The sequence below is a fragment of the Micromonospora sp. NPDC005710 genome (assembly GCF_040630995.1).
GTDB lineage: Bacteria > Actinomycetota > Actinomycetes > Mycobacteriales > Micromonosporaceae > Micromonospora.
In genome coordinates, this window is sequence record NZ_JBEXYP010000014.1 from 105,061 (window position 1) to 125,503 (window position 20,443).

At 71.5% G+C, this 20,443-nt stretch carries 20 protein-coding genes; 11 read left to right on the forward strand and 9 right to left on the reverse strand.

The features are described from left to right. Positions 1-118: 118 nt before the first annotated feature. The 6 genes from ABZ406_RS20070 to ABZ406_RS20095 form a co-directional block, all read right to left on the reverse strand. Positions 119-1,165 (reverse strand): LacI family DNA-binding transcriptional regulator, encoded by a 1,047-nt coding sequence (locus ABZ406_RS20070; protein ID WP_357763619.1) that lies wholly within the window; start codon positions 1,163-1,165, stop codon positions 119-121. Between the two features lie 82 nt (positions 1,166-1,247). After that, positions 1,248-2,669 (reverse strand): GH1 family beta-glucosidase, encoded by a 1,422-nt coding sequence (locus tag ABZ406_RS20075; RefSeq protein WP_357763622.1) that lies wholly within the window; start codon positions 2,667-2,669, stop codon positions 1,248-1,250. Then, a complete protein-coding gene (locus tag ABZ406_RS20080; RefSeq protein WP_357763625.1) occupies positions 2,666-3,508 on the reverse strand; it encodes a carbohydrate ABC transporter permease in 843 nt (280 codons plus the stop codon). The genes ABZ406_RS20075 and ABZ406_RS20080 overlap by 4 nt, the downstream gene beginning before the upstream one ends. Before the next feature lie 10 nt (positions 3,509-3,518). Beyond that, entirely contained in the window at positions 3,519-4,490 is a 972-nt protein-coding gene (locus ABZ406_RS20085; RefSeq protein WP_357763628.1) for a sugar ABC transporter permease, read from the reverse strand. A gap of 110 nt (positions 4,491-4,600) precedes the next feature. Further along, entirely contained in the window at positions 4,601-5,890 is a 1,290-nt protein-coding gene (locus ABZ406_RS20090) for an extracellular solute-binding protein (protein ID WP_357763631.1), read from the reverse strand. A 309-nt stretch (positions 5,891-6,199) separates the two neighbouring features. After that, complete coding sequence (locus ABZ406_RS20095) at positions 6,200-6,763, reverse strand: plasmid pRiA4b ORF-3 family protein (RefSeq protein ID WP_357763634.1); 564 nt, start codon at positions 6,761-6,763, stop codon at positions 6,200-6,202. Between the two features lie 150 nt (positions 6,764-6,913). Between ABZ406_RS20095 and ABZ406_RS20100 the strand changes: the two genes are divergently transcribed. From ABZ406_RS20100 to ABZ406_RS20145, 10 genes are all read left to right on the forward strand, one after another. Continuing rightward, positions 6,914-7,660 carry a pyrimidine reductase family protein gene (locus ABZ406_RS20100; RefSeq protein ID WP_357763637.1) on the forward strand — a complete coding sequence of 249 codons (747 nt, stop codon included), beginning with the start codon at positions 6,914-6,916 and terminating at the stop codon, positions 7,658-7,660. A gap of 148 nt (positions 7,661-7,808) precedes the next feature. Then, positions 7,809-9,560 carry an ATP-binding protein gene (locus tag ABZ406_RS20105; RefSeq protein WP_357763640.1) on the forward strand — a complete coding sequence of 584 codons (1,752 nt, stop codon included), beginning with the start codon at positions 7,809-7,811 and terminating at the stop codon, positions 9,558-9,560. Positions 9,561-9,569: 9 nt separating this feature from the next. Next, entirely contained in the window at positions 9,570-10,718 is a 1,149-nt protein-coding gene (locus ABZ406_RS20110) for an exonuclease SbcCD subunit D (RefSeq protein ID WP_357763644.1), read from the forward strand. Further along, positions 10,718-13,192: an SMC family ATPase gene (locus ABZ406_RS20115; protein ID WP_357763647.1), complete on the forward strand. Its 2,475-nt coding sequence runs from the start codon at positions 10,718-10,720 to the stop codon at positions 13,190-13,192. The genes ABZ406_RS20110 and ABZ406_RS20115 overlap by 1 nt, the downstream gene beginning before the upstream one ends. After that, entirely contained in the window at positions 13,189-14,163 is a 975-nt protein-coding gene (locus ABZ406_RS20120; protein WP_357763650.1) for a hypothetical protein, read from the forward strand. The genes ABZ406_RS20115 and ABZ406_RS20120 overlap by 4 nt, the downstream gene beginning before the upstream one ends. A gap of 18 nt (positions 14,164-14,181) precedes the next feature. Next, on the forward strand, positions 14,182-15,039 hold the full coding sequence (locus tag ABZ406_RS20125; RefSeq protein WP_357763653.1) for a fused MFS/spermidine synthase: 858 nt from the start codon (positions 14,182-14,184) through the stop codon (positions 15,037-15,039). A gap of 125 nt (positions 15,040-15,164) precedes the next feature. Next, positions 15,165-15,857 (forward strand): sigma-70 family RNA polymerase sigma factor, encoded by a 693-nt coding sequence (locus tag ABZ406_RS20130; protein ID WP_357763834.1) that lies wholly within the window; start codon positions 15,165-15,167, stop codon positions 15,855-15,857. Further along, positions 15,854-16,636 carry a zf-HC2 domain-containing protein gene (locus ABZ406_RS20135; RefSeq protein WP_357763656.1) on the forward strand — a complete coding sequence of 261 codons (783 nt, stop codon included), beginning with the start codon at positions 15,854-15,856 and terminating at the stop codon, positions 16,634-16,636. Before ABZ406_RS20130 ends, ABZ406_RS20135 begins: the two co-directional genes overlap by 4 nt. A gap of 213 nt (positions 16,637-16,849) precedes the next feature. Next, the gene (locus ABZ406_RS20140; protein WP_357763837.1) at positions 16,850-17,488 is read left to right on the forward strand and encodes a hypothetical protein; all 639 of its coding nucleotides are present in this window, start codon (positions 16,850-16,852) and stop codon (positions 17,486-17,488) included. Between the two features lie 139 nt (positions 17,489-17,627). Then, entirely contained in the window at positions 17,628-18,548 is a 921-nt protein-coding gene (locus ABZ406_RS20145; protein ID WP_357763659.1) for a DNA-3-methyladenine glycosylase 2 family protein, read from the forward strand. Between the two features lie 19 nt (positions 18,549-18,567). Here the strand turns inward: ABZ406_RS20145 and ABZ406_RS20150 are convergent, their stop codons facing one another. Further along, positions 18,568-19,071: a DUF1990 domain-containing protein gene (locus ABZ406_RS20150; RefSeq protein WP_357763662.1), complete on the reverse strand. Its 504-nt coding sequence runs from the start codon at positions 19,069-19,071 to the stop codon at positions 18,568-18,570. 96 nt (positions 19,072-19,167) lie between these two features. Between ABZ406_RS20150 and ABZ406_RS20155 the strand changes: the two genes are divergently transcribed. Further along, a complete protein-coding gene (locus ABZ406_RS20155) occupies positions 19,168-19,662 on the forward strand; it encodes a GNAT family N-acetyltransferase (protein WP_357763665.1) in 495 nt (164 codons plus the stop codon). Here ABZ406_RS20155 and ABZ406_RS20160 read toward each other — a convergent pair. Next, positions 19,637-20,059 (reverse strand): SRPBCC family protein, encoded by a 423-nt coding sequence (locus ABZ406_RS20160; RefSeq protein ID WP_357763668.1) that lies wholly within the window; start codon positions 20,057-20,059, stop codon positions 19,637-19,639. The genes ABZ406_RS20155 and ABZ406_RS20160 overlap by 26 nt on opposite strands. 117 nt (positions 20,060-20,176) lie before the next feature. Further along, positions 20,177-20,389: a hypothetical protein gene (locus ABZ406_RS20165; protein ID WP_347663661.1), complete on the reverse strand. Its 213-nt coding sequence runs from the start codon at positions 20,387-20,389 to the stop codon at positions 20,177-20,179. Positions 20,390-20,443 lie beyond the last annotated feature (54 nt).

The following is a 20,443-nucleotide window of genomic DNA, read 5'->3' on the forward strand; positions in this document are numbered from 1 at the left end:
GCACCGCGCGAGGAACGCACCGCGCGAGGAACGCACCGCGCGAGGAACGCACCGCGCGAGGAACGCACCGCGCGAGGAACGCACCGCGCGAGGAACCTGCCGCGCCGGGGGTGAGGGGTCAGGCGGAGGCTCGGTGGACCAGTTGGGTGTCCAGCAGGATGTGCGAGGCGGGTAGCTCCTCGCCACGGATCCGGGCCACCAGCAGGCGGGCCATCTGCCGGCCCATCTCCTCCACCGGTTGGAACACGGTGGTCAGCGGCGGCTCGGCCTGTCGGGCGATGGTCGCGTCGTCGAAGCCGATCACCGCGACGTCCTCGGGCACACGCCGGCCGGCCTCCCGCAGGGTACGCAGCGCGCCGAACGCCATGAGGTCGGAGGCGACGAAGACCGCGTCCAGGTCCGGGCAGACCTCGAGCAGCCGGCGCATGCCGGCCGCGCCGCTGCCCTCGCTGAAGTCGCCGTACGCGATCAGGTCGGGGTTGACGCTGGCACCGGTGGCCTTGACCGCATCGGTGTAGCCGGCCAGGCGGGCCAGCCCGGCGCCCATGTCCTGGGGGCCGGCGATGGTGGCGACGCGCCGCCGGCCCTGCCCCGTCAGGTACTCCACCGCCTGCCGGGCTCCGCCAACGTTGTCCACGTCGACAAACCAGGCCGGTTGGGCGCCGGGTTGCAGCATGCGGGCGGGCCGACCGCCGAGCACTGCGGGTAGGCCGCGCTCCTCCAGCAGGGTCGGCAGCGGGTCGGAGTCGTGCAACGACAGCAGCAGTACGCCGTCGACGTGCTGGTTGGTGAGGTGGTGCTCGACCCGTTCCCGCTCCACCGGAGACTGGGCCATCGCCAGCCAGAGCTGCATCGGCGTCTCCAGCAGCCCGGAGCTGATGCCTCGTACGATCGCGGCGAAGAACGGCTCGGTGAAGACCCGCTCACCGGATTCGGACACCACGAGCGCCACCGAGTCGGTGCGTTGGGTGACGAGCGCACGGGCGGCCCGGTTCGGCACGTACCCCAGCTCGGCGATGGCCTGTTGGACCGCGGCCCGGGCCTCCGGGCTGACCTGGGGCGAGCCGTTGACCACGCGGGAGACCGTGCCCCGACCGACGCCGGCGCGCGCCGCGACCGCATCGAGGGTCGGGCGCCCGAGCGACCGGGTGCGCTGCGTTGTCATCGTGTGCTCCTCCGACGGCGGGCGGACCCGGCGCCACCTGCGAGAGGTGGACGCCGGGGCCGTCCTGATGGCTGGCCCGAGCCTATTGTGCGGCCAGACCGTTGCGCCGGATCACCGAGGCGTACCACTTGGCGCTGGACTTGGGGGTGCGAACCTGGCTGTCGTAGTCGACGTGGATCATGCCGAACCGCTTGGTGTAACCCCAGGCCCATTCGAAATTATCCATCAACGACCAGGCAAAGTATCCCCGCAGGGGCACTCCCGCGTCGATCGCCTCGTGAGCGGCGCGCAGATGGGCGTCGAAGTAGGCCAGCCGGTCGACGTCGTCGACCTCCCCGTCGACCATCGAGTCGACGAACGCGGAACCGTTCTCGGTGACGTACAGGGGCAGGTCGGTGTACTCGTGCACCCGGCGCAACGTCTCGGTCAGACCGGGGGCGTCGATCTCCCAGCCCATGTCGGTGACCGGGACGCCACGGGTGACGAACCGGACGTCCTCGCTGCCCGGCCAGCACGACGGGGCCGGGTCGGCCTCGACGCCCTCGACCGGCGCGGCGACCACGTGCCGGCTGTAGTAGTTGACCCCGACCAAGTCCAGCGGCGTGGAGATGGTCGCCAGGTCGCCGTCGCGCACGTGCGCGAAGTCGGTCACCGTGCCGAGGTCGGCCACCAGGTCTTCCGGGTACGACCCGCGCAGCAGCGGGTCCAGGAAGAACCGGTTGGCGATGCCGTCGATCCGCCGGGCGGCGTCCCGGTCGGCTGGGGTGTTGCTGGCCGGGTCGACCGGGTAGAGGTTGACGGTGACGCCCACCTCGGCGGTCGGCCGGGAGGCCCGCAGGGCCTGCACGGCCAGGCCGTGACCGAGCATCAGGTGGTGTCCGGCGCGCACCGAGTCCGCTCCGTTGGTGCGGCCGGGGGCGTGCACACCGGAGCCGTAGCCGAGGAACGCGGAGCACCACGGCTCGTTGAGCGTGGTCCAGTAGCGCACCCGGTCGCCGAGCGCGTCGGCCATCAGCGTCGTGTAGTCGGCGAAGCGGGCCGCGGTGTCCCGGGCCGGCCAGCCGCCGGCGTCTTCCAACGGCTGCGGAAGGTCCCAGTGGTAGAGGGTGAGCCACGGCTCGATGCCGTTGGCCAGCAACTCGTCCACCAGTCGCCGGTAGAAGTCCAGGCCCTGCGGGTTCGCCCCGCCGGTGCCGGTGGGCTGCACCCGCGACCAGGAGACCGAGAAACGGTACGACTTCAGGCCCAGCTCGGCCATCAGCGCGACATCGTCGCCGAGACGGTGGTAGTGGTCACAGGCCACGTCCCCGGTGTGCCCGGCGACGACCCGCCCCTCGGTGTGGCTGAAGGTGTCCCAGATCGACGGGGCGCGGCCGTCCTCGGCTGCCGCCCCCTCGATCTGGTACGCCGCCGTCGCGGCCCCCCAGAGGAATCCGGGTGGAAAGGTCAGCCCGGGGCGCTCGTCGAGGACGTCGACGGAGGGTGGGCTGGCGGGGTTGCTCACGACTTGACGGCACCTTCCATGATCCCGCCGATGATCTGGCGGCCGAACACGAGGAAAACGATCACCAGGGGGATGGTGCCGATCGCCGTGGCGGCGAACACCTGGGAGTAGTCGGTGTAGTAGGCGTACGAGAGGAAGGAGAGCGAGACCTGCAGGGTCGGGTTCTCCGGGGTGAGGATGGCGTACGGCCAGATGAACGAGTTCCAGGTCTCCATGAAGGTCAGCAGACCGAGGACACCGGCGGCGGGACGCAGTGCGGGCAGCACGATGCTCCAGTAGATCCGGAACGTGCTCGCCCCGTCGACGCGGCCGGCCTCGATCAGCTCGTCGGAGATGGCCTGGCTGGCGTACTGCCGCATCATGAACACGCCGAAGGCGCTGACCAGGAACGGCACGGTGACCGCGTAGAGGGTGTCGTACCACCCCAGGTCCTGCATCATTCCCCAGAGCGGGATGAGACCCATCTGGGTCGGGATCATCATGGTGACGATGATCGCCAGCAGGAGGGCGTTGCTGCCCCGGAACTTCAGCTTGGCGAAGGCGAACCCGGCCAGCGAACCGGTGAGCACCACCGACAGGGTGACCACCGAGGAGACGATGATCGAGTTCATCATGCCGGTGAGGAAGTTGGCGGCGTCGTTGTCGAGCACCCGCCCGAAGTTGTCACCGAACGCTCCGCCGGGGGTCAACGGCGGCGGAACGTCGTTGATGGAGTCCAGGCTGCGACTGCCGATCACCAGCATGTAGTAGAACGGGTAGATCGACAGCAGCGCCGCCAGGACGAGCGCCACGTAGGTCAACGGACTGGTGCGCCACAGGCGCTGGGAAGCCGAGATCATCGATCTCTCCTCACTTCGCCGAGCGGCGGACGAGTAGGAAGTTGAGCAGCGACACCACGACGATGATCATGAAGATCGCCCAGGCGACAGCGGCTCCGTAGCCGGCGGTGTTCAGGTTCGCGATGCCCATCTCGTACATGTACATGGCAAGCGTCTGGAACTCCCGCTGACTGCCGCCGAGGATGTTGCCGTTGGCGAAGAGCAGGGGCTCGGTGAAGAGCTGCATGCCGCCGATCGTGGACAGGATGACCACGAAGGTGAAGGTGGGCTTGAGCATCGGCAGGGTGATCTGCCAGAACTGCCGCCACGGGCCGGCGCCGTCGATCTCCGCGGCCTCGTAGAGGTCCTTCGGGATCGCCTGCATGCCGGCGAGAAGGATCAGGGTGTTGTAACCGGTCCATCGCCAGTTGACCATCGAGGAGATGGCGAACCAGGAACTCCACCGCTGCCCGTCCCAGTCGACCGGGTCGACACCGACGAGGCCGAGCAGCCAGTTGAACAGGCCGAACTCCCGTTGGAACAGCATTCCGAAGACGATCGCGACAGCGGCCACCGACACCACGTTCGGCATGAAGATGGCCATCCGGAAGAACGTCTTGGCGCGCAGGAAGGTGCGGTTGAGCAGGTTCGCCAGGAAGAGGGCGAGCAACAGCTGCGGGATCGTCGACATGGCGAAGATGCCGAACGTGTTGACCAGCGCGTTCCAGAAGTACTCGTCGGAGAACAGCCGGGTGTAGTTGTCGAAGCCGATGAACGAGTGCTCGCCGATCATGTCCCAGTCGTGCAGCGACATCCAGGCGGTACGCACCATCGGGTACAGCCCGAACGCACCGAAGATCAGGAAGAACGGGGCGATGTAGAGGTACGGCGAGTACTTGACATCGAGGCGGTTGAGTAGCCGTCCCCGGCGCTGCCGGGAAGGGAGATCGGGAGAAGGCGGTGCTGCTGGCGACGGCGGTGCCGTCGTGGCCGACAGGCTCATGCGAATTTCCTTTTCCGGCGGAGGCCCGGGGGCCCTCGCGCAGGGCGCTACGCGGAGGGGACCGGCCGGTGGCGTCCGGGAGGTCCCGAACGCCACCGGCAGAGAATCACTTAGAAGGCGCCCTGAGTCTTGGCATCCTTCGTGAACTGCTCCCAGGCCTTCGCCTTGTCGGCCTGCCCGCTCTCGAACGCCCGCAGCGCCGGCTCCAGCGCGTTCTCCTTGACCGCCTGGTGCTTCGGGCCAAGGTACGTCGGCTGGATCTTGGCGACGCTCTCCCCGAAGATCTTTCCGGTCGGCGCGTTGCTGAAGTACTCGTTGGTGTAGCTGGTGAACGCCTCGTTCTTCAGCGCCTCCAGGTTGGTGGGCAGCGGGCCCTTGGCCTTGAAGGCCTCCACCTGGCTCTTCGCGTTGGTCAGGTACTCGGCGAGCTTCGCCGCCTCCTTCGGGTACTTGCTCTGCGCCGGCACCGCGAGCCACGAGCCGCCCCAGTTACCGCCGCCGCCCGGCACGGACGCGACGTCCCACTTGCCCTTGTTGGCCGCACCGGAGTTCTCCGAGACGATGCCGAGCATCCAGGACGGGCAGAAGGTGGCCGCGAAGGTGCCCTGCTTGAAGCCACCCGACCACTCCGGCGACCAGGTCTGCGCCTTGGCGGAGATGTCCGCCATCGAGGTCGCGGTGTCCCAGGCGTTCTTCACCGCGGGGCTGGTGTCCGCGATGATGTTGTCTTCCTTGTCGTAGAACAGGTCACCGTTGCCCTGGAACATCACGCCGTTGGAGACGGCGGTGATCGAGTCGATGAACGCCTTGCCGCCGCTGCCCTGCTTGTACTTCAGACCGGCGTCGTGGAAGCCCTTCCAGTCCGGCCAGAGCGCCGACACCTGGTCGCGCTCGGTGGGCAGACCGGCAGCCTGGAACAGGTCCTTGCGGTAGCAGACGGCGAGGCTGCCGACGTCGGTCGGGAGGCCGATCAGCCGGCCGTCCTGCGCCTTGCCCAGCTCCCACTTCCAGGGCAGGAACTCCTTGGAGTGGTCGGCCACCAGCGGGGTGAGGTCGGCCCAGTTGCGCGCGTTGGGCTTGAACTCGTTGAGGATGCCCTCTTCCAACGCGGTGACGTCGGCCGCGCCCTTGCCGGTGGCCAGATAGCGGACCAGCTTCGGCCGGTACTCGGCGAGCTGCGCGGTCTTGCGCAGCTCGACCTTGATGCCGGTGTCCTTCTCGTACTGCTTGACGAGATCTTCGTAGCCGAACTCGCCGAACGTGTCGACGACCAGCTTGGCGGGCTTCTCGCCGGCCGCCGGCTTGTCGTCGTCGTTGCCACAGGCTGCGAGACCACTGACTGCGGTGATCGCGGCCAGGGCAGCGGCCGCCAGGCGGGTACGCCGCGTGGTGACACTCATTCGCTGACCCCTCTTTCCGGTGGTGAGGCTGATGGGTGTGGTGGGGGGTGTGCTCATCGCGCCAGCCGGGGTGAGCGAGTGACCCATGCCACCTCCGGGAGCGCTCCCATGAGATTGCCGACAGGTAACGGGAGTGTCAATAGGGCGTTGGGAGCGTTCCCAGATCGTTACCGCTGATCACTCCCGTATCGCCTACCTCACCCACACCCCCGCCGCACCTCGGTGATCAGAAGGTTTCGGGCAGGAATCGTGGCCCAGGTGACGCGAACCTCTTGATCGACAACGCCCTGCCCCGCAGGGGTGGGTGGGTCAGCAGAAGCGGCGGAGGAGGGTGGTCGCGCGCTCGGTGTCGAAGGTCGCCGGGTCGAAGGTGGAGCCCGCCCAGTCGCGCAGCACCGCCTGCCGGGGGCCGACCAGGTCGGTCGGGGTTGACTCGTCGTCCAGGTCCTCCAGGAGCGCCTGGTAGCCCGACGGCCCGCCGATGCCCTCCGGCGGGCAGGCCCGCTCACCGGCCAGGCACAGCGGGTACCGCTCGTCGGGGTCGGCCGTCAGCGCGTCCTCCACGACCAGGTCGTGCTCCCACCAGTCGCCGAAGTCGTACGTGTAGGAGAACCGGCTGCCCTTGCCGAGCACCGCGTCGAGCCGCGCGTCCAGCTCGTCGTGCAGCGCCAACTCCCCGTCCGGGTCGGGTTCGCCGTACTGCATCGCGTCGATCTCGAACGAGTGCAGGTGGCAGTCCCGCCAACCCATCGCGTGCTGCACCACCCGGTGCAGCCGGTCGAGCGTGTAGCCGGCCGGCACGAGGACCCGGCGCCACACCGGCGGCCGGGTCCCGGCGAGGGACATCTTCAGCTGGAAGATCTGACGCGACATGCTGTCCTGTCCTCCCGCGGCTTAGGCTGCGAGCATGATCTGCCGAGCGTGCCGGGCCCGGCGACACGACGACTGCCCGGGCCGGAACTGGTGCGACTGTCAGCACCGTACCGCCGAACCCACCCCTCCGGTCACCGGTCGGGCCGGCGAATGAGCGTCGGAATTCCGATCCGACGGCTCTGGCCCGAGCCGTCGACGCAGCCGCTCGACGACGCGACACTCACCGTCCTCTACGACCGCGCCGACGAGCCCCGGCTGCGGGTGAACTTCGTGGCCAGCCTCGACGGGGCGGTGACAGTGGACGGCTACTCCGCGGGGCTCTCCGGCGAGCCGGACAAGCGGGTGTTCGGCGTGCTGCGGATGGTCTGCGACGCCCTAGTGGTGGCCGCCGGCACGCTCCGGCACGAGGGTTACCGGGCGGTCCGCCTCGACGAGCGCCGCCGCGCCTGGCGCCGGGCCAACGGGCTGGCCGAGTACCCGACGCTCGTTGTCGTCTCCGGTTCGCTCGACCTGGACCCGGCGCAGGCCGCCTTCGCCGACGCACCGACCCGCCCGGTGGTGCTCACCCACGTCGGCGCCGACCCGCCGGCCGGGCTGACCGACGTCGCCGACGTGCTGCGCTTCGGCACCGACCGGGTCGACCTGGCCGCCGGCCTCGCCGAGCTGCACCGACGCGGGCTCACCCAACTGCTCTGCGAGGGCGGCCCGCACCTGCTCGGCGCCCTCACCGCCGCCGACCTGGTGGATGAGTTGTGCCTGACCGTCTCGCCGCTGCTGGCGGGGCCCGGCCCCGGCCGGATCACCGCCGGCGACGCCGCGCCACCCCGGCACCTCGCCCTGCGGCACGTGCTCGCCGCCGAGGACGGTGTCCTCCTGCTCCGCCACGCCCGCCCGTAACCCGCCGTCGCCCGGTCACACACCCACCGTCGTGGGTGTGACGGCGCATGGTGTCGTCCGCCGCGTCGCGTGGCGACCTGTCGTACTCCTCGGGCAGGATGCAGTGCATGCGCGCCGACCGTGATGCCCGACCGACCCGAGTCGCCCGATGACCGACGCCGACGCCGACAGCCCTGGCGAGGCCGTCGGGCGGGTGCTGGGCACCGCCGACGCCACCCCGTTGCAGTTCTGGACGGCCGTGGCGCCCGGCAGCTACCTCCAGCTCGACGACGTGGTGGTCACCCGACGGGAGCTGCCGAACCGGGAGCCGGTGACGATCGCCGGGGTGGTCACCCAGGTCCGCGCCCGGCACGAGGGCGCCCAGTTCGACTCCGACGTGTTCGCCATCGCCGACGGCACACTGCCGGCGCAGGTGCAGGAGGCGGCCGAGGTCACCACCACCCGGGTCGATCCGGAGCTGTACGTGCCGCCGACCCCGGGCGCTGTGGTGCACCGGGCCGAGGGCGACGCCCGGGCGCGCGCGCTGCACTTCGACCGGATGGAGCGGCGCATTCCGATGGGAATGGGTCGGGACGGTGTCCCGGTCTATCTCAACGCCGACTTCCTCGACGGCAGCCGGGGCGCGCACGTCTCCATCTCCGGCATCTCCGGCGTGGCCACCAAGACCAGCTTCGCCACCTTCCTGCTCTACTCGGTGTTCCGTTCCGGGGTGCTGGGTGGCGACGCTGTCAACGCCAAGGCGCTGATCTTCAACGTCAAGGGTGAGGATCTGCTCTTCCTGGACCACCCCAACACCCGCCTCGACGAGCCCACCCGCGCGGCGTACGCGAAGCTCGGGCTGAGCGCCGGCGCCTTCCCCGACGTGCGGGTGTACGCCCCGCCCCGGGCCGGCGACGCGGCCGGCACACCGGATGTGAGCAGCCGGCTGACCGGGGTGGATTCGTTCTACTGGACGCTCAGCGAGTTCTGCACCGACCGGCTGCTGCCGTACGTCTTCGCCGACGCCGACGACGAGCGCCAGCAGTACACGATGGTGGTCCACTCGGTGGCCGCGCACCTGGCCCGCTACGCCCAGCCCGCCGACGGCGGGGTGAGCATCGACGGGGTGCGGCTGGGTTCCTACGGCGATCTGGTCGACCACATCGTCGACCAGCTCAACGACGACGAGACCCGCTCCGACTGGGCGGGCAGCGCGGTGGGGCTGGGCACCGTCAACGCGTTCGCCCGGCGGTTGATCGGCAGCAAGAAGGACCTGGCCCGACTGATCCGCGGTGACCTCGCCACCCGTCGCCCCCACTCGATCAACACGAGCGAGTCGGCCCAGGTCACTGTGGTCGACCTGCACAACCTTCCGGACCGCGCACAACGGTTCGTGGTGGGTGTGACGCTCAAGAGCGAGTTCGAGCGCAAGGAGAAGTCCGGCACCGCCAAGCCCCTGCTCTTCGTCGTCCTGGACGAGCTCAACAAGTACGCCCCCCGGGAGGGCTCCTCGCCGATCAAGGAGGTCCTGCTGGACATCGCCGAGCGGGGCCGCTCGCTCGGGGTGATCCTGATCGGCGCGCAGCAGACGGCGAGCGAGGTGGAGCGGCGGATCGTCACCAACTCGGCGATCCGGGTGGTCGGCCGGCTCGACCCGGCCGAGGCGTCCCGCCCGGAGTACGGCTTCCTGCCGCCCGCGCAGCGCCAGCGGGCGTTGTTGGCCAAGCCGGGCACCATGTTCGTCAACCAGCCGGACATTCCGGTGCCGCTCTGCCTGGAGTTCCCGTTCCCGGCCTGGGCCACCCGGGTTTCCGAGGCGGGCCGGGCCCCGTCCGAGACGCTGCGCTCGATCACCCAGTCCGCCGACCCGTTCGCCGTGGTGGGTTCCGGCGGCGGCACCGACGACGACATCCCGTTCTAGGTAGGGGCCATGAAGATCCTGCACACCTCCGACTGGCACGTCGGGAAGGTGCTCAAGGGGCAGTCCCGGGCCGACGAGCACAAGGCGGTGCTGGCCGGGGTGATCGAGATCGCTCGTGCCGAGCAGCCGGATCTGGTGATCGTCGCCGGTGACCTCTACGACACCGCCGCGCCCAGTTCGGAGGCGACCCGCCTGGTCACCCGGGCGTTGACGGCGCTGCGGCGTACCGGTGCGGACGTGGTGGCGATCGGCGGCAACCACGACAACGGTCCGGCGTTGGACGCGTTGCGCCCGTGGGCCGATGCCGCCGGCATCACGTTGCGCGGTGGGGTGCGGGAAAACCCGGACGAGCATGTCATCGACGGCACCACCGCCGGTGGCGAGCGGTGGCGGCTGGCCGCGTTGCCGTTCCTGTCCCAGCGGTACGCGGTGCGCGCGTTGGAGATGTACGAGCTGACCGCCGCGGAGACCAACCAGACGTACGCCGACCACCTGGGCCGGGTGTTGGGGCGACTGACCGAGGGTTTCTCCGAGCCGGACCGGGTGCACCTGGTCACCGCGCACCTGACGGTGACGGGCGCGTCCACCGGTGGCGGCGAGCGGGAAGCGCACACCGTGTTGGGGTACGCCGTTCCGGCCACTGTCTTCCCTGCCACCGCGCACTACGTGGCGCTCGGTCACCTGCACCGGGCGCAGCGGGTCGAGGGCCCCTGTCCGGTGCGGTACAGCGGCAGTCCGCTCGCTGTGGACTTCGGCGAGCAGGAGAACATCCCCTCGGTGACGATCGTCGAGGTGACGGCGAGCACCGCCGCCCGGGTGCGGGAGGTGCCGGTGACCGCGGCGAGCGCGTTGCGGACGGTGCGGGGCACCCTGGCTCAGCTCGCCGAGATCGAGGCACCGGACGCGTGGTTGCGGGTGTTCGTGCGGGAGCAACCCCGCGCCGGCCTGCGCGAGGAGGTCCAGGAGCTGCTCCCCCGGGCCCTGGAGATCCGGATCGACCCGGAGCTGTTGGCAGCGCCGGGCAGTGGCGCGCGTATCGCGCAGCGGTCGGGGCGTTCGCCCCGGGAGTTGTTCGCCGACTACCTGGGCAGTCGGGGCCACGCCGACGAGGGTGTGCGGGAGCTCTTCGACGAGCTGTTCGAGGAGGTCGATCACTGATGCGTCCGATGCGGTTGGACATGGCCGGGTTCACCGTCTTCCGGGACGAGACCACTGTCGACTTCACCGACGCCGACTTCTTCGCGCTGATCGGCCCGACCGGTTCGGGTAAGTCCACTGTGCTGGATGCCATCTGCTTCGCCCTCTACGGCACTGTGCCCCGCTGGGGTGGCACCCGGGGGTTGGCGAACGCGCTCGCGCCGTCGGCGACGGAGGCGCGGGTGCGGCTGGTCTTCGAGTCGGGCGGTGCCCGGTACGTGGCGACCCGGGTGGTGCGCCGGGACGGCCGGGGCAACGTGAAGACGGCGAACGCCGGGTTGCAGCTGATGCCGGCCGGCTTCGACGTGACCAAACTGGACACCGGGCTGAGCCCGGACGACCTCGGCGAGGTGGTGGCCGGCACCCCCGCCGAGATGGAGCAGGCGGTGCTGGAGGCGGTGGGGCTGCCGTACGAGCAGTTCACCAGCTGTGTGGTGCTGCCGCAGGGGCAGTTCGCCGATTTCCTGCACGCGAAGCCGGCGACGCGGCAGCAGATCCTGGTCAACCTGCTGGGCCTCGGCGTGTACGAGGAGGTGCAGAAGAAGGCGACGGCACGCGCCACGCAGGCGGAGGCCCGGCTGGAGGCGGTCGACCAGGTGCTCGCCGGGTTGACCGGCGTCGACGACGAGGCGTTGGCCGAGGCCGACGCCCGGGTCGACCGGATGGTCGAGTTGGCGGGGGCGGTGGCGGACGCGGTGCCGGAGTTGGCAACGGCCCGGGTCGCCGCACGCGAGGCGGCGGCGGCGCTGACCGCCCTGGACGGTGAGTTGACGGTGCTGACCGGGGTGCGGGCGCCGGGTGGGGTGACCGATGTCGCGCGGGCGGTCGCCGCGGCGCGGGCCGAGGCCGAGGCGGCCGCGACGGGGGTGTCGTTGGCTGAGGAGCGGGAGGAGAAGCTGCGCGGCGAGTTGGCCGCCGCCGGTGACGAGAGCGCGCTGCGACTGCAACTGCGGGCGTACGACGACCGGGATCGGTTGTCCGGTGAGGCCGACACGGTCCGCGCGGTGGTGCGCCTGGCGCACGAGGAGCACGCTACGGCGGTCGCGGCCCTGGCTGATGCGCGCGCGGTCGCCGAGCGGGCCGAGGTCGAGTTGGAGGCGGCCTTCCGGGCACACGAGGACGCGAAGGCCACCGACTTGGCGGTGAGCCTGCGGGTGCACCTGCGGGCCGGCGTGTCGTGCCCGGTGTGCGAGCAGCCGGTGGCCGAGGTGCCGGCGGTGCCGGCCGATTCGGCGGTGGCTGCCGCGACGGCGGCGGGCAAGGCCGCGCGGGCCGCCACCAAGGCCGCGCAGGCGACAGTGCAGCAGCGGGACACGGCCGCGCGGGAGCGGGAGCGGCAGTTGGTGCAGGCACGGGCCCGGCAGGAGCAGGTGGAGGCCCGGCTGGCCGAGCTGGACGGGCAGCTCGCCGGCGCGGCCGAGCCGGCTGCGCTGCGGCGGGAGTTGGCCGAGCATGCCCGGTTGCGGCGCGCGTTGGAAGAGGCGGCGACAGCGGTTCGGGCCGGCCGCGAGACCGCTCGGCAGGGCCGGGCGGCTGTGGACGCCGCCGAGGAGCGGCTGCGGGCGGCGTGGCGGGCCTTCGACACCGCACGGGACGGGTTGGCCCGTTTCGGCCCTCCGGCGGCCGATCGGGACGACGTGGCCGCCGCGTGGGCGGCGTTGGCCGACTGGGCGACGAGCGAGGCGGAGCGCCGCCGCGCCGACCGGGCTGTTCGGGCTGCCGCGGTGGCGGAGGCCGAGTCGGTGGCCGACGGGGTGCAGCGGGCCATCGCCGGCATCTTCGCCGCCGCCGACGTGCCGGTCGGGGACGACCCGGTGCACGCGGCGACGGTGGCGGTGGAGCGGGCGGACGCCGAGCGGCGGCGGCTGCACGAGCGTCGCGAGCAGGCCGGGACGTTGCGCGAGCAGCGGGCCGGGCACGAGCGGGAGGCGCAGGTGGCGCGCGCGCTGGCCGGGCACCTGCGGGCGAACAACTTCGAGCGGTGGTTGCTGGCCGAGGCGTTGGACCTGCTTGTCGACGGTGCGTCGGGGATCCTGCGGGAGTTGTCCTCCGGGCAGTACGAGCTGGTGCACGACAAGGGCGAGTTCGTCGTGGTCGACCACCACGACGCGGGATTGCGTCGGGGCGTGCGCACCCTCTCCGGCGGTGAGACCTTCCAGGCGTCGTTGGCGTTGGCGTTGGCGCTCTCCGAGCAGTTGGCCGGGATGTCCACCACGGCGGCGAGCCTGGAGTCGATCGTCCTGGACGAGGGTTTCGGCACGCTCGACGCCGCCACCCTGGACACGGTGGCGGCGACACTGGAGAACCTGGCGGCCCGGGGCGACCGGATGGTCGGGGTGGTCACCCACGTGTCGGCGTTGGCCGAGCGGATCCCGGTCCGCTTCGAGGTGCGCAAGGATGCCCGGACGGCGCGCGTGGAGCGGACGGGCCGGTGAGCGCGGCGCAGCGGAGTGACGCCGCGTTCTTCGTGGATTCGTGGGACCCGGCGTACGGCGCGTCGTTCGAGGCGTCCGCCGCCGGGCCGGCCGCGCCGAGCAGCGCCCAGGTCGACGCGGACGTGGAGGTGCCCGCCGTGGACTGGCGGGCGATCGGGGTACGCCCGGGGATGCGGGCGCCGGATGTGGTGTTGCTCGTCGACGGGGTTCGCCGCATCGACGCGAGCATCTGGACGGCCGAGAGCGACGGTGGGTCGTTTCCCGGGTTGGCCGCCTCGTACGCGGCCGGTGTGGTCCGGTGCGACCTGGGCCGGGGTGCGGCGCAGTTGGCGGGTACCCGGGTTGCTCGGGGGTTGTTCACGGCGAGCCCGTCGGCGCAGGATGTGGTGGCGGGTGCGATCCGTTACCCGGTGCACCGGGTCGGTGGCACCGGTGAGCTGGCGAAGCTGCCGGCCGCTGTGCAGGGTCCGCTGACCGCGTTGGAGGTGGCGGTGTCCGACGCCGCCCGGGTCGACGGTGACCTGTTGGTGGTGGACGGCCCGTTGCGTAGTCGTCGGCAGTTGCCGCGCACCCTGGGCTACATCAAGACGCAGCACAGTCAGTATCTGGATGCCCGGTTGACAGCGGTGGTGACCGGTATGGCGTCGGGTGAGCGGTCCCCGGTGTTCCGGCTCGGCACTGCCTGGGGTGGTTGGTCGTGGTATTTGCGGCTGCCGGTGGCGGTCGGCGCGCCGTGGGCGGGCGTCGTGCGGGTGGAGTGTTCCGCCGACCTGTCCGTCGAGGCGGCGATCGAGCTGGCCGACCTGTCGTTGGTGACCCTGCCGCGCTTCGCCTCGACCCCGTACAAGGATCCGCGGGCCCCGCAGAATCTGATTCCGATCGCCGGCCTGGAGCGCCGGTTGCGGGCCCTGCTCGGTGATTCCCGGCTGTTGCACCGCGCGTTGACCGCTGCGGCCCGCGCCGCCCGGTGAACGCGGATACTGGTTCCGGTGGGGCGTAAACGGGCGGGTGACCGGGTGGTCGAGCAGGTGGACACCGGGTTGGCGGAGCTGGTGCCGGATCCGGACCGGGCCGGTTCGTGGACGCTGCTGCTGGACGGCGCGCCGCAGTCGCACGTCGACCTGACCGACCCCACGCACCTGGAGTTCGAGTACGTACGCCGGCTGGCCGCCGCCGTGGATCTGATCGCGCCGCCCGGGGAGCCGCTGCGGGTGTTGCATCTGGGTGGCGGTGCGTTGACTCTGCCCCGGTACGTCTCCGCGACCCGGCCCGGGTCCACCCAGCGGGTGTCCGAGGTGGATGGAGCGCTCGTGGAGCTGGTCCGTCGGGCGTTGCCGTGGCCGTCCGACGCCCGGTTGCGGGTGCGGGTGGAGGACGCCCGGGCGGTGCTGGCGTCGACCCGGGAGGCCAGCTACGACGTGGTGGTCGCCGACGTGTTCGCCGGTGCGCGTACCCCGGCTCATCTGACGTCGGTGGAGTACGCGGCGGAGGTGGCCCGGGTGCTCCGCCCCGCCGGGTGGTATCTGGCGAACCTGGCCGACGGGCCGCCCCTGCGGCACGCGCGTGGGCAGGTCGCCACGGTCCGTTCGGTGCTGCCGCAGGCGTGTCTGGTCGGGGACGCGGCGGTGTTGCGGGGGCGCCGGTACGGCAATCTGGTGCTGGTCGCCGGGCGGTCCACGCCGCCGGTGCCGGAGTTGACCCGACGCGCCGCCGGTGACTGGTTCCCCGGTCGGGTGCTGGCCGGTGACGAGTTGGATCGTTTCGCCGGTGGTGCGCCTGTCGTGCGGGATGCCGACGCGACGGGGTCCGATCCGCCGCCGCCGGGGCTGTTCTCGGTACGCCGCTGAGCGGCTGATCAACGTCGGCGCGGAACTTTCTTGGCCGTTTGTTGATCCGTTGGGGCCGGCGCTGCGTACCACCGGGCGGCCCACCCCGTGGGCCGGTGTTGGTCACGGACATCCCGGAGGTCTGCATGCACGCGGTGGCGGCCGGTTGGCATGGCGACGCGGTACGCGTTGACTGGTTGTCGGCGCGACCCTCGTCACGGTCGACCTCGTCTGCCCGGGGGGTCGACGCACGGGCGACGTCTCGCCAGAATGGTCCGGTGACGCCGCGACCGGCGCCCGGGCGCCATCAGGCGACGACAACCGAGGCGAGCCACTCCGACCAGTTGATCCGTCAGCTCTACGCCGAGCACGCCGGCCCGTTGCTGATGTTCGTCATGCGCCTCACCGGGGGGGACCGGCAGCGCGCGGAGGACATCGTCCAGGAGACGCTGCTGCGGGCCTGGCGTAACGCGCACCGCCTGGGCACGCAGGGGCAGGGTTCGTTGCGGCCGTGGTTGGTGACTGTGGCTCGCCGCATCGCCATCGACGAGCATCGGAGCCAGGAGGCCCGGCCGCCGGAGACGTACGACCGGGACCTCACGGCGTTCGCCGAGGCGGACAGCACCGATCGGGTGCTTCGCACCATGACGGTGGCGGACGCCCTGCGTACGCTCAGTCAGTCGCACCGGGAGATTTTGATCTCGACGTACTTCCGGGGGCGGACGGTGCCGGAGGCCGCCGAGGAGTTGGGTCTGCCCCTCGGCACCGCCAAGTCGAGGGTCTACTACGCGCTGCGCGCGCTGCGCACGGCTCTGCAGGAGCGGGGGGTGACAGAATGAGCCGGCCTGACCACATGGATGTCGCGGCGTACGCGCTCGGTGTGCTCGACGAGCAGGACACTGAGCGGTTCGAGGAGCATCTCGCGACCTGTTGGGCGTGCGCTGCCGAGTTGGAGACGATGGTGCCGGTGGTGGGGCTGCTCTCCGACATCGACGGCGAGACGATGATGGCGTTGGAGCAGACGGCGACGGATCCGGCCCTGTTGGATCGGACGATCGGCGCGGTTCGGGCTCATCGGCGTCGTAGCCGGTTTCGTCAGTTGCTCGCGACGGCCGCCGCGGTGGTGGTCTTCGGCGGTCTGACCGGGTACGGCTTCGTCAGTGTGGTCGGCAACGACCAGCCGCCGGGGGTGCTGGCCGAGTCGACGCCGAGCGCGCCGAACGATCCGCCGACGAGCGGGCCGACGGCTGCGCCGAGCGGCCCGGGTGTGGGCGGCACCGAGGAGGAGGGTGACCAGGTCGAGGCGACCGACCCGACCACTGGTGTGCAGACCACGATGTTCCTGGTGACCAAGGACTACGGCACCCGGATCAATTTCAGTCTGCGGAAGTTGCCCGGCCCGCGCGTTTGTCGACTGGTGGTGGTCCGCAAGAACGGCGGCACCGAGGTCGTCTCCTCCTGGTCCGTTCCGGAGAGTGGCTACGGCACGAACACGCGACCGCAGGGTCTGGAGCTGAGTGCGTCGACGTCGGCTCTGCCGGCCGACATCAAGCAGCTCCAGGTGCAGTCGGTGGATGCCAACGGCGTGGCGAGTCCGCTGGTCACCGTACCCATGTAGGCGCGTCTGCCGCATCGGCGCCGGTCATTGTCACAATGACCGGCGCCGATCTGTCGTTGTGGTGGACCTGCCCTCGCGGGGGCGTACGCATGGCGACCGGAAAGGGTTCAATCGGTTCGCGTGAAATTGACCACTGTTACTCCTTCAACCTTGACAGCCCGTTCGCCGTACCTATGGGTGAACTGTCAAGAATGAGGAGGGCACGTGGCACAGATGAAGCGGACCGTCATCGTCGCGAGCGCGATGGTCGCACTAACGGCCTGCGCTCCCGCAGGTTACGACGGGGCGAACTCGAGCGCGGCCGAGCCGGTCGCCGTCGCCGCGGCCGAGCCCACCGCGACGGTTGAGCCTGAGGCCTCGGCATCCGCCGAGGCGCCCGCCGCCGACGCCCCGCCCACTGACGTCGACCTGACGGAGAAGTTGGTCGGTAAGAGTGTCGCCCGGATGGGCAAGGTGGTCACCGACCAGGACGGCTGGATCCTGTACCGCTTCGACAAGGACACCGCCGACCCGCCGTCGTCGAACTGCGTCGACAAGTGCGCCGAGGTGTGGCCTCCGGCGCTCACCGACGGCAACCCGGACCTGACCGGCCTCTCCGACGACAAGGTCGGCAGCGTGACCCGGCAGGACGGCACCCGTCAGCTCACCATCGCCGGCTGGCCGGTCTACCGCTACATCGGCGACAAGAAGCCCGGCCAGTGGAAGGGCCAGGCGGTCGGTGGCACCTGGTTCGTGGTCCAGCCGGACGGCAAGAAGAACCTGAGCTGCCTGCCCAAGGGCACGCCGAAGGCTGTCGCGCCGCCGGCGGACAGCGGTTCGAGCGACGCCGAGGGCTCGGGCTACTCGTACTGAGTCGGATCGCCCAGGAGGGCACGGTGGTCGGTCGTCGTCGGGGAGGGCGCGGCCGACCACCGTCGTGTCCGGGGTGGGTTCCCCGAACAGAGCGGTACGGCGGTCGCCAGCCCCCACGCTGACCTGGCAGAGTGGCGGGGTGACCGAGACCCGACCCGCCGCGACCAGGGTGCTGCACCCACCGGTCGGCTACCGGCTGGCCGCCTCGGTCCGCGCCCTCACCTTCAGCCCGTACGACCCGTGCGCCCGGGTGGCGGCCGGCACCTTCTGGTGGGCCACCCGTACCCCGGACGGGCCGGCGACGCTCGCGCTGCGACCGGCCGGCGGCGAGTTGCTCGCGGAGGGGTACGGGCCGGGCGCCGAGCACGTCCTCGACCGCGCCGACGGGATCGCCGGGCTGCGCGACGACCTCACCGGCTTCACCGAGTTGGCCGCGGCGCACCCGCTCGTCGCCCGGCTGGCCCGGGAGCACCACGGGCTCCGGATGCCCGCCACCGGGCAGGTCTTCCCCCGGCTGCTGCGCGCGGTCTTCGAGCAGAAGGTCACCGGCAAGGAGGCCTACCGGGCGTACGCGGCCATGGTGCGGCACTTCCGGGATCCGGCTCCCGGCCCGCTACAGCCGCTGCTCCTGCCACCCGAGGCCGCCGCGGTGGCCGCCACCCCGTACTGGGTGTTCCACCCGTTCGGGGTGGAACAGCGCCGGGCCGACACGCTGCGTCGCGCCGCCGCGCTGGCCGACCGCCTGGACCGCAGCACCGACTCCACCGACGCCACCCGCCGGCTGACCGCCATCCCCGGCATCGGGCCGTGGACGGCCGCCGAGGTGGTTCGGATCGCGTACGGCGACCCGGACGCGGTGAGCGTGGGCGACTACCACATCCCGAACACGGTGGCCTGGGCGCTCGCCGGCGAACCGAGGGGCGACGACGCCCGGATGGTGGCCCTGCTGGAGCCGTTCCGCGGTCACCGGGGCCGGGTCTGTCTGCTGCTGGAGGCGGCCGGCATCCGGGCACCGAAGTACGGCCCGCGTGCCCCGATCCGCTCGTTCGCCCGGTTCTGAGACGTCCCGGACCCGGCGTTCAGCGGCCGGCGCAGAGCCGACGAAGGGTGCGCCCGAGCCACCAGGCGTACACGTGCTGCACGGCCCGGACCGCCGGCCCTCCGGCCTTGGTGAACCAGCGGTCCGGCAGGCTGAACGCGCGGACCTCGAACCAGACCGCGCCGGTGTCGTCGCGGCCCACCTCGAACGCCTCCTCGCCACGCTCCGGGTGCCCCGGCAGCGTGCCGTAGCCGAACCCGGCGAGCGTTGGCGAGTCCACGCTCCAGACCACCTGGCACGGCCCCCAGAGGCGGGCCGGGCCGACGCCGAGGCCGGCGGTCACCAGCACGCCGGTGGTGGCCCGCGGCGCGTCGGTGCGGATCCGGACACCGGCGGCGCGGTGCAGCCGCCAGCTCAACACCGCGTCGGCGGCCGTCTCGAAGCAGCCGTCGGGCAACGGATACCGGTGGCGCAGGTGGTGGTACCCGCCGGGCAGCGGCCCGTGCCGGGTCGACCCCACCTCCGGGTACGTCAGTTCGGCCACCGTTTCCCCCTCGACCTCCACCGGACACGGCCAGGGTACGGCCGGGGCGGCCGGGCCGCCCATCGATGGCGACGGCACCTGTGATGTGCTGCCCCGATGAGCGTCGAGGCGACCATCGTCCCGGCCGGCGTGGTGGACGCCGGCGAGATCCTCACCGTGCAGCGCGCCGCCTACCTGAGCGAGGCGCAGCACTACTCCGATCCGTTCCTGCCGCCGCTCACCGAGACGTTGGACGAGGTAGCGGCGGTGCTGGCCGGCCCGAGCGTCGTCCTCGTCGCCCGGGTGGGGCACCGGCTGGTCGGCTCGGTGCGGGCCCGGCTGGACGGGGACACCGCGCACGTCGGGCGCCTCGCGGTCGCGCCGGACCACCAGGGGCGGGGCGTCGGGGCACGACTGCTCACCGCCATCGAGCACGCCTGCGCCGACCGGGCGGCCCGATTCACTCTCTTCACCGGCGCGGACAGCGCTGGCAACCTGCGGCTGTACCAGCGGCACGGCTACCGGATCGTGGCGCACCGCCCGGACCCGAACGGCATCTCGTTGGCGGTGTTGGAGAAGCCGGCCGTCAGCCCCGTTCGCAGCGACGCCTGAGCCCGTCGGCCTCCATCCGCACGTAGCGGCGGAACAGCCCGCCGTACAGCCGGCCGATCAGACCGGCCAGCGGACCGGACTGGTCGATGACCAGCTCGACACGGGTACGCCCGTCGGGCAGCGGCAGCAGCCGGTGCTCCCCGGTGGTCCGCACCCCCGGCGCGTCGGAGGCCCAGACGAACTCCCGCCGCTCGGTCAACGCGGTGACCCGCCACACCGCCGGTCGCAGCTTCGGCTGGGTCAGTCGCGCTGTCGCGCCGACGGCGAGCGGCCCCGGCTCCCCCCGCTCGGCCCGGGTCACCGAGTCCGTCCACTCGGGCCAGCGGGGCACGTCGACGAGCACCGCCCAGACCTGTTCGGCGTCCGCGGCGATCTCGGTGTCGGCTTCGAACCGCATGTCGTCCCCTCCCCGGCGGCGTCACTCGGCACCGCCACGGGTGCGGACGAGGCCGTCGGGAGCATTGTGACAGGGGTGCCCGATCCCGTCCGACCCTCCTGAGTGGAGGCCCGCCGATCAGGCGGCCTCGCGCAGGTCGGCCAGAGTCAGCGGGGTACGCCGCCGCAGCAGCTCCTCCAACTCGGGCACCGAGCCGACCTCGCCGAGCACGTTCCGGCCGCCGCCGAACCGCTCCGGGTAGCGGCGGGTCAGCCGGTAGCGGTAGCGGCCCCGGATCAGCTCGACGCTCACCCGCCACCGCCCGCAGCAGTCACAGACCCACTCGGACACCTCGCGAAAGTAGCTCCGAGCTGGGGTTATTCGATTCGCCCGGTGGGGACGGCA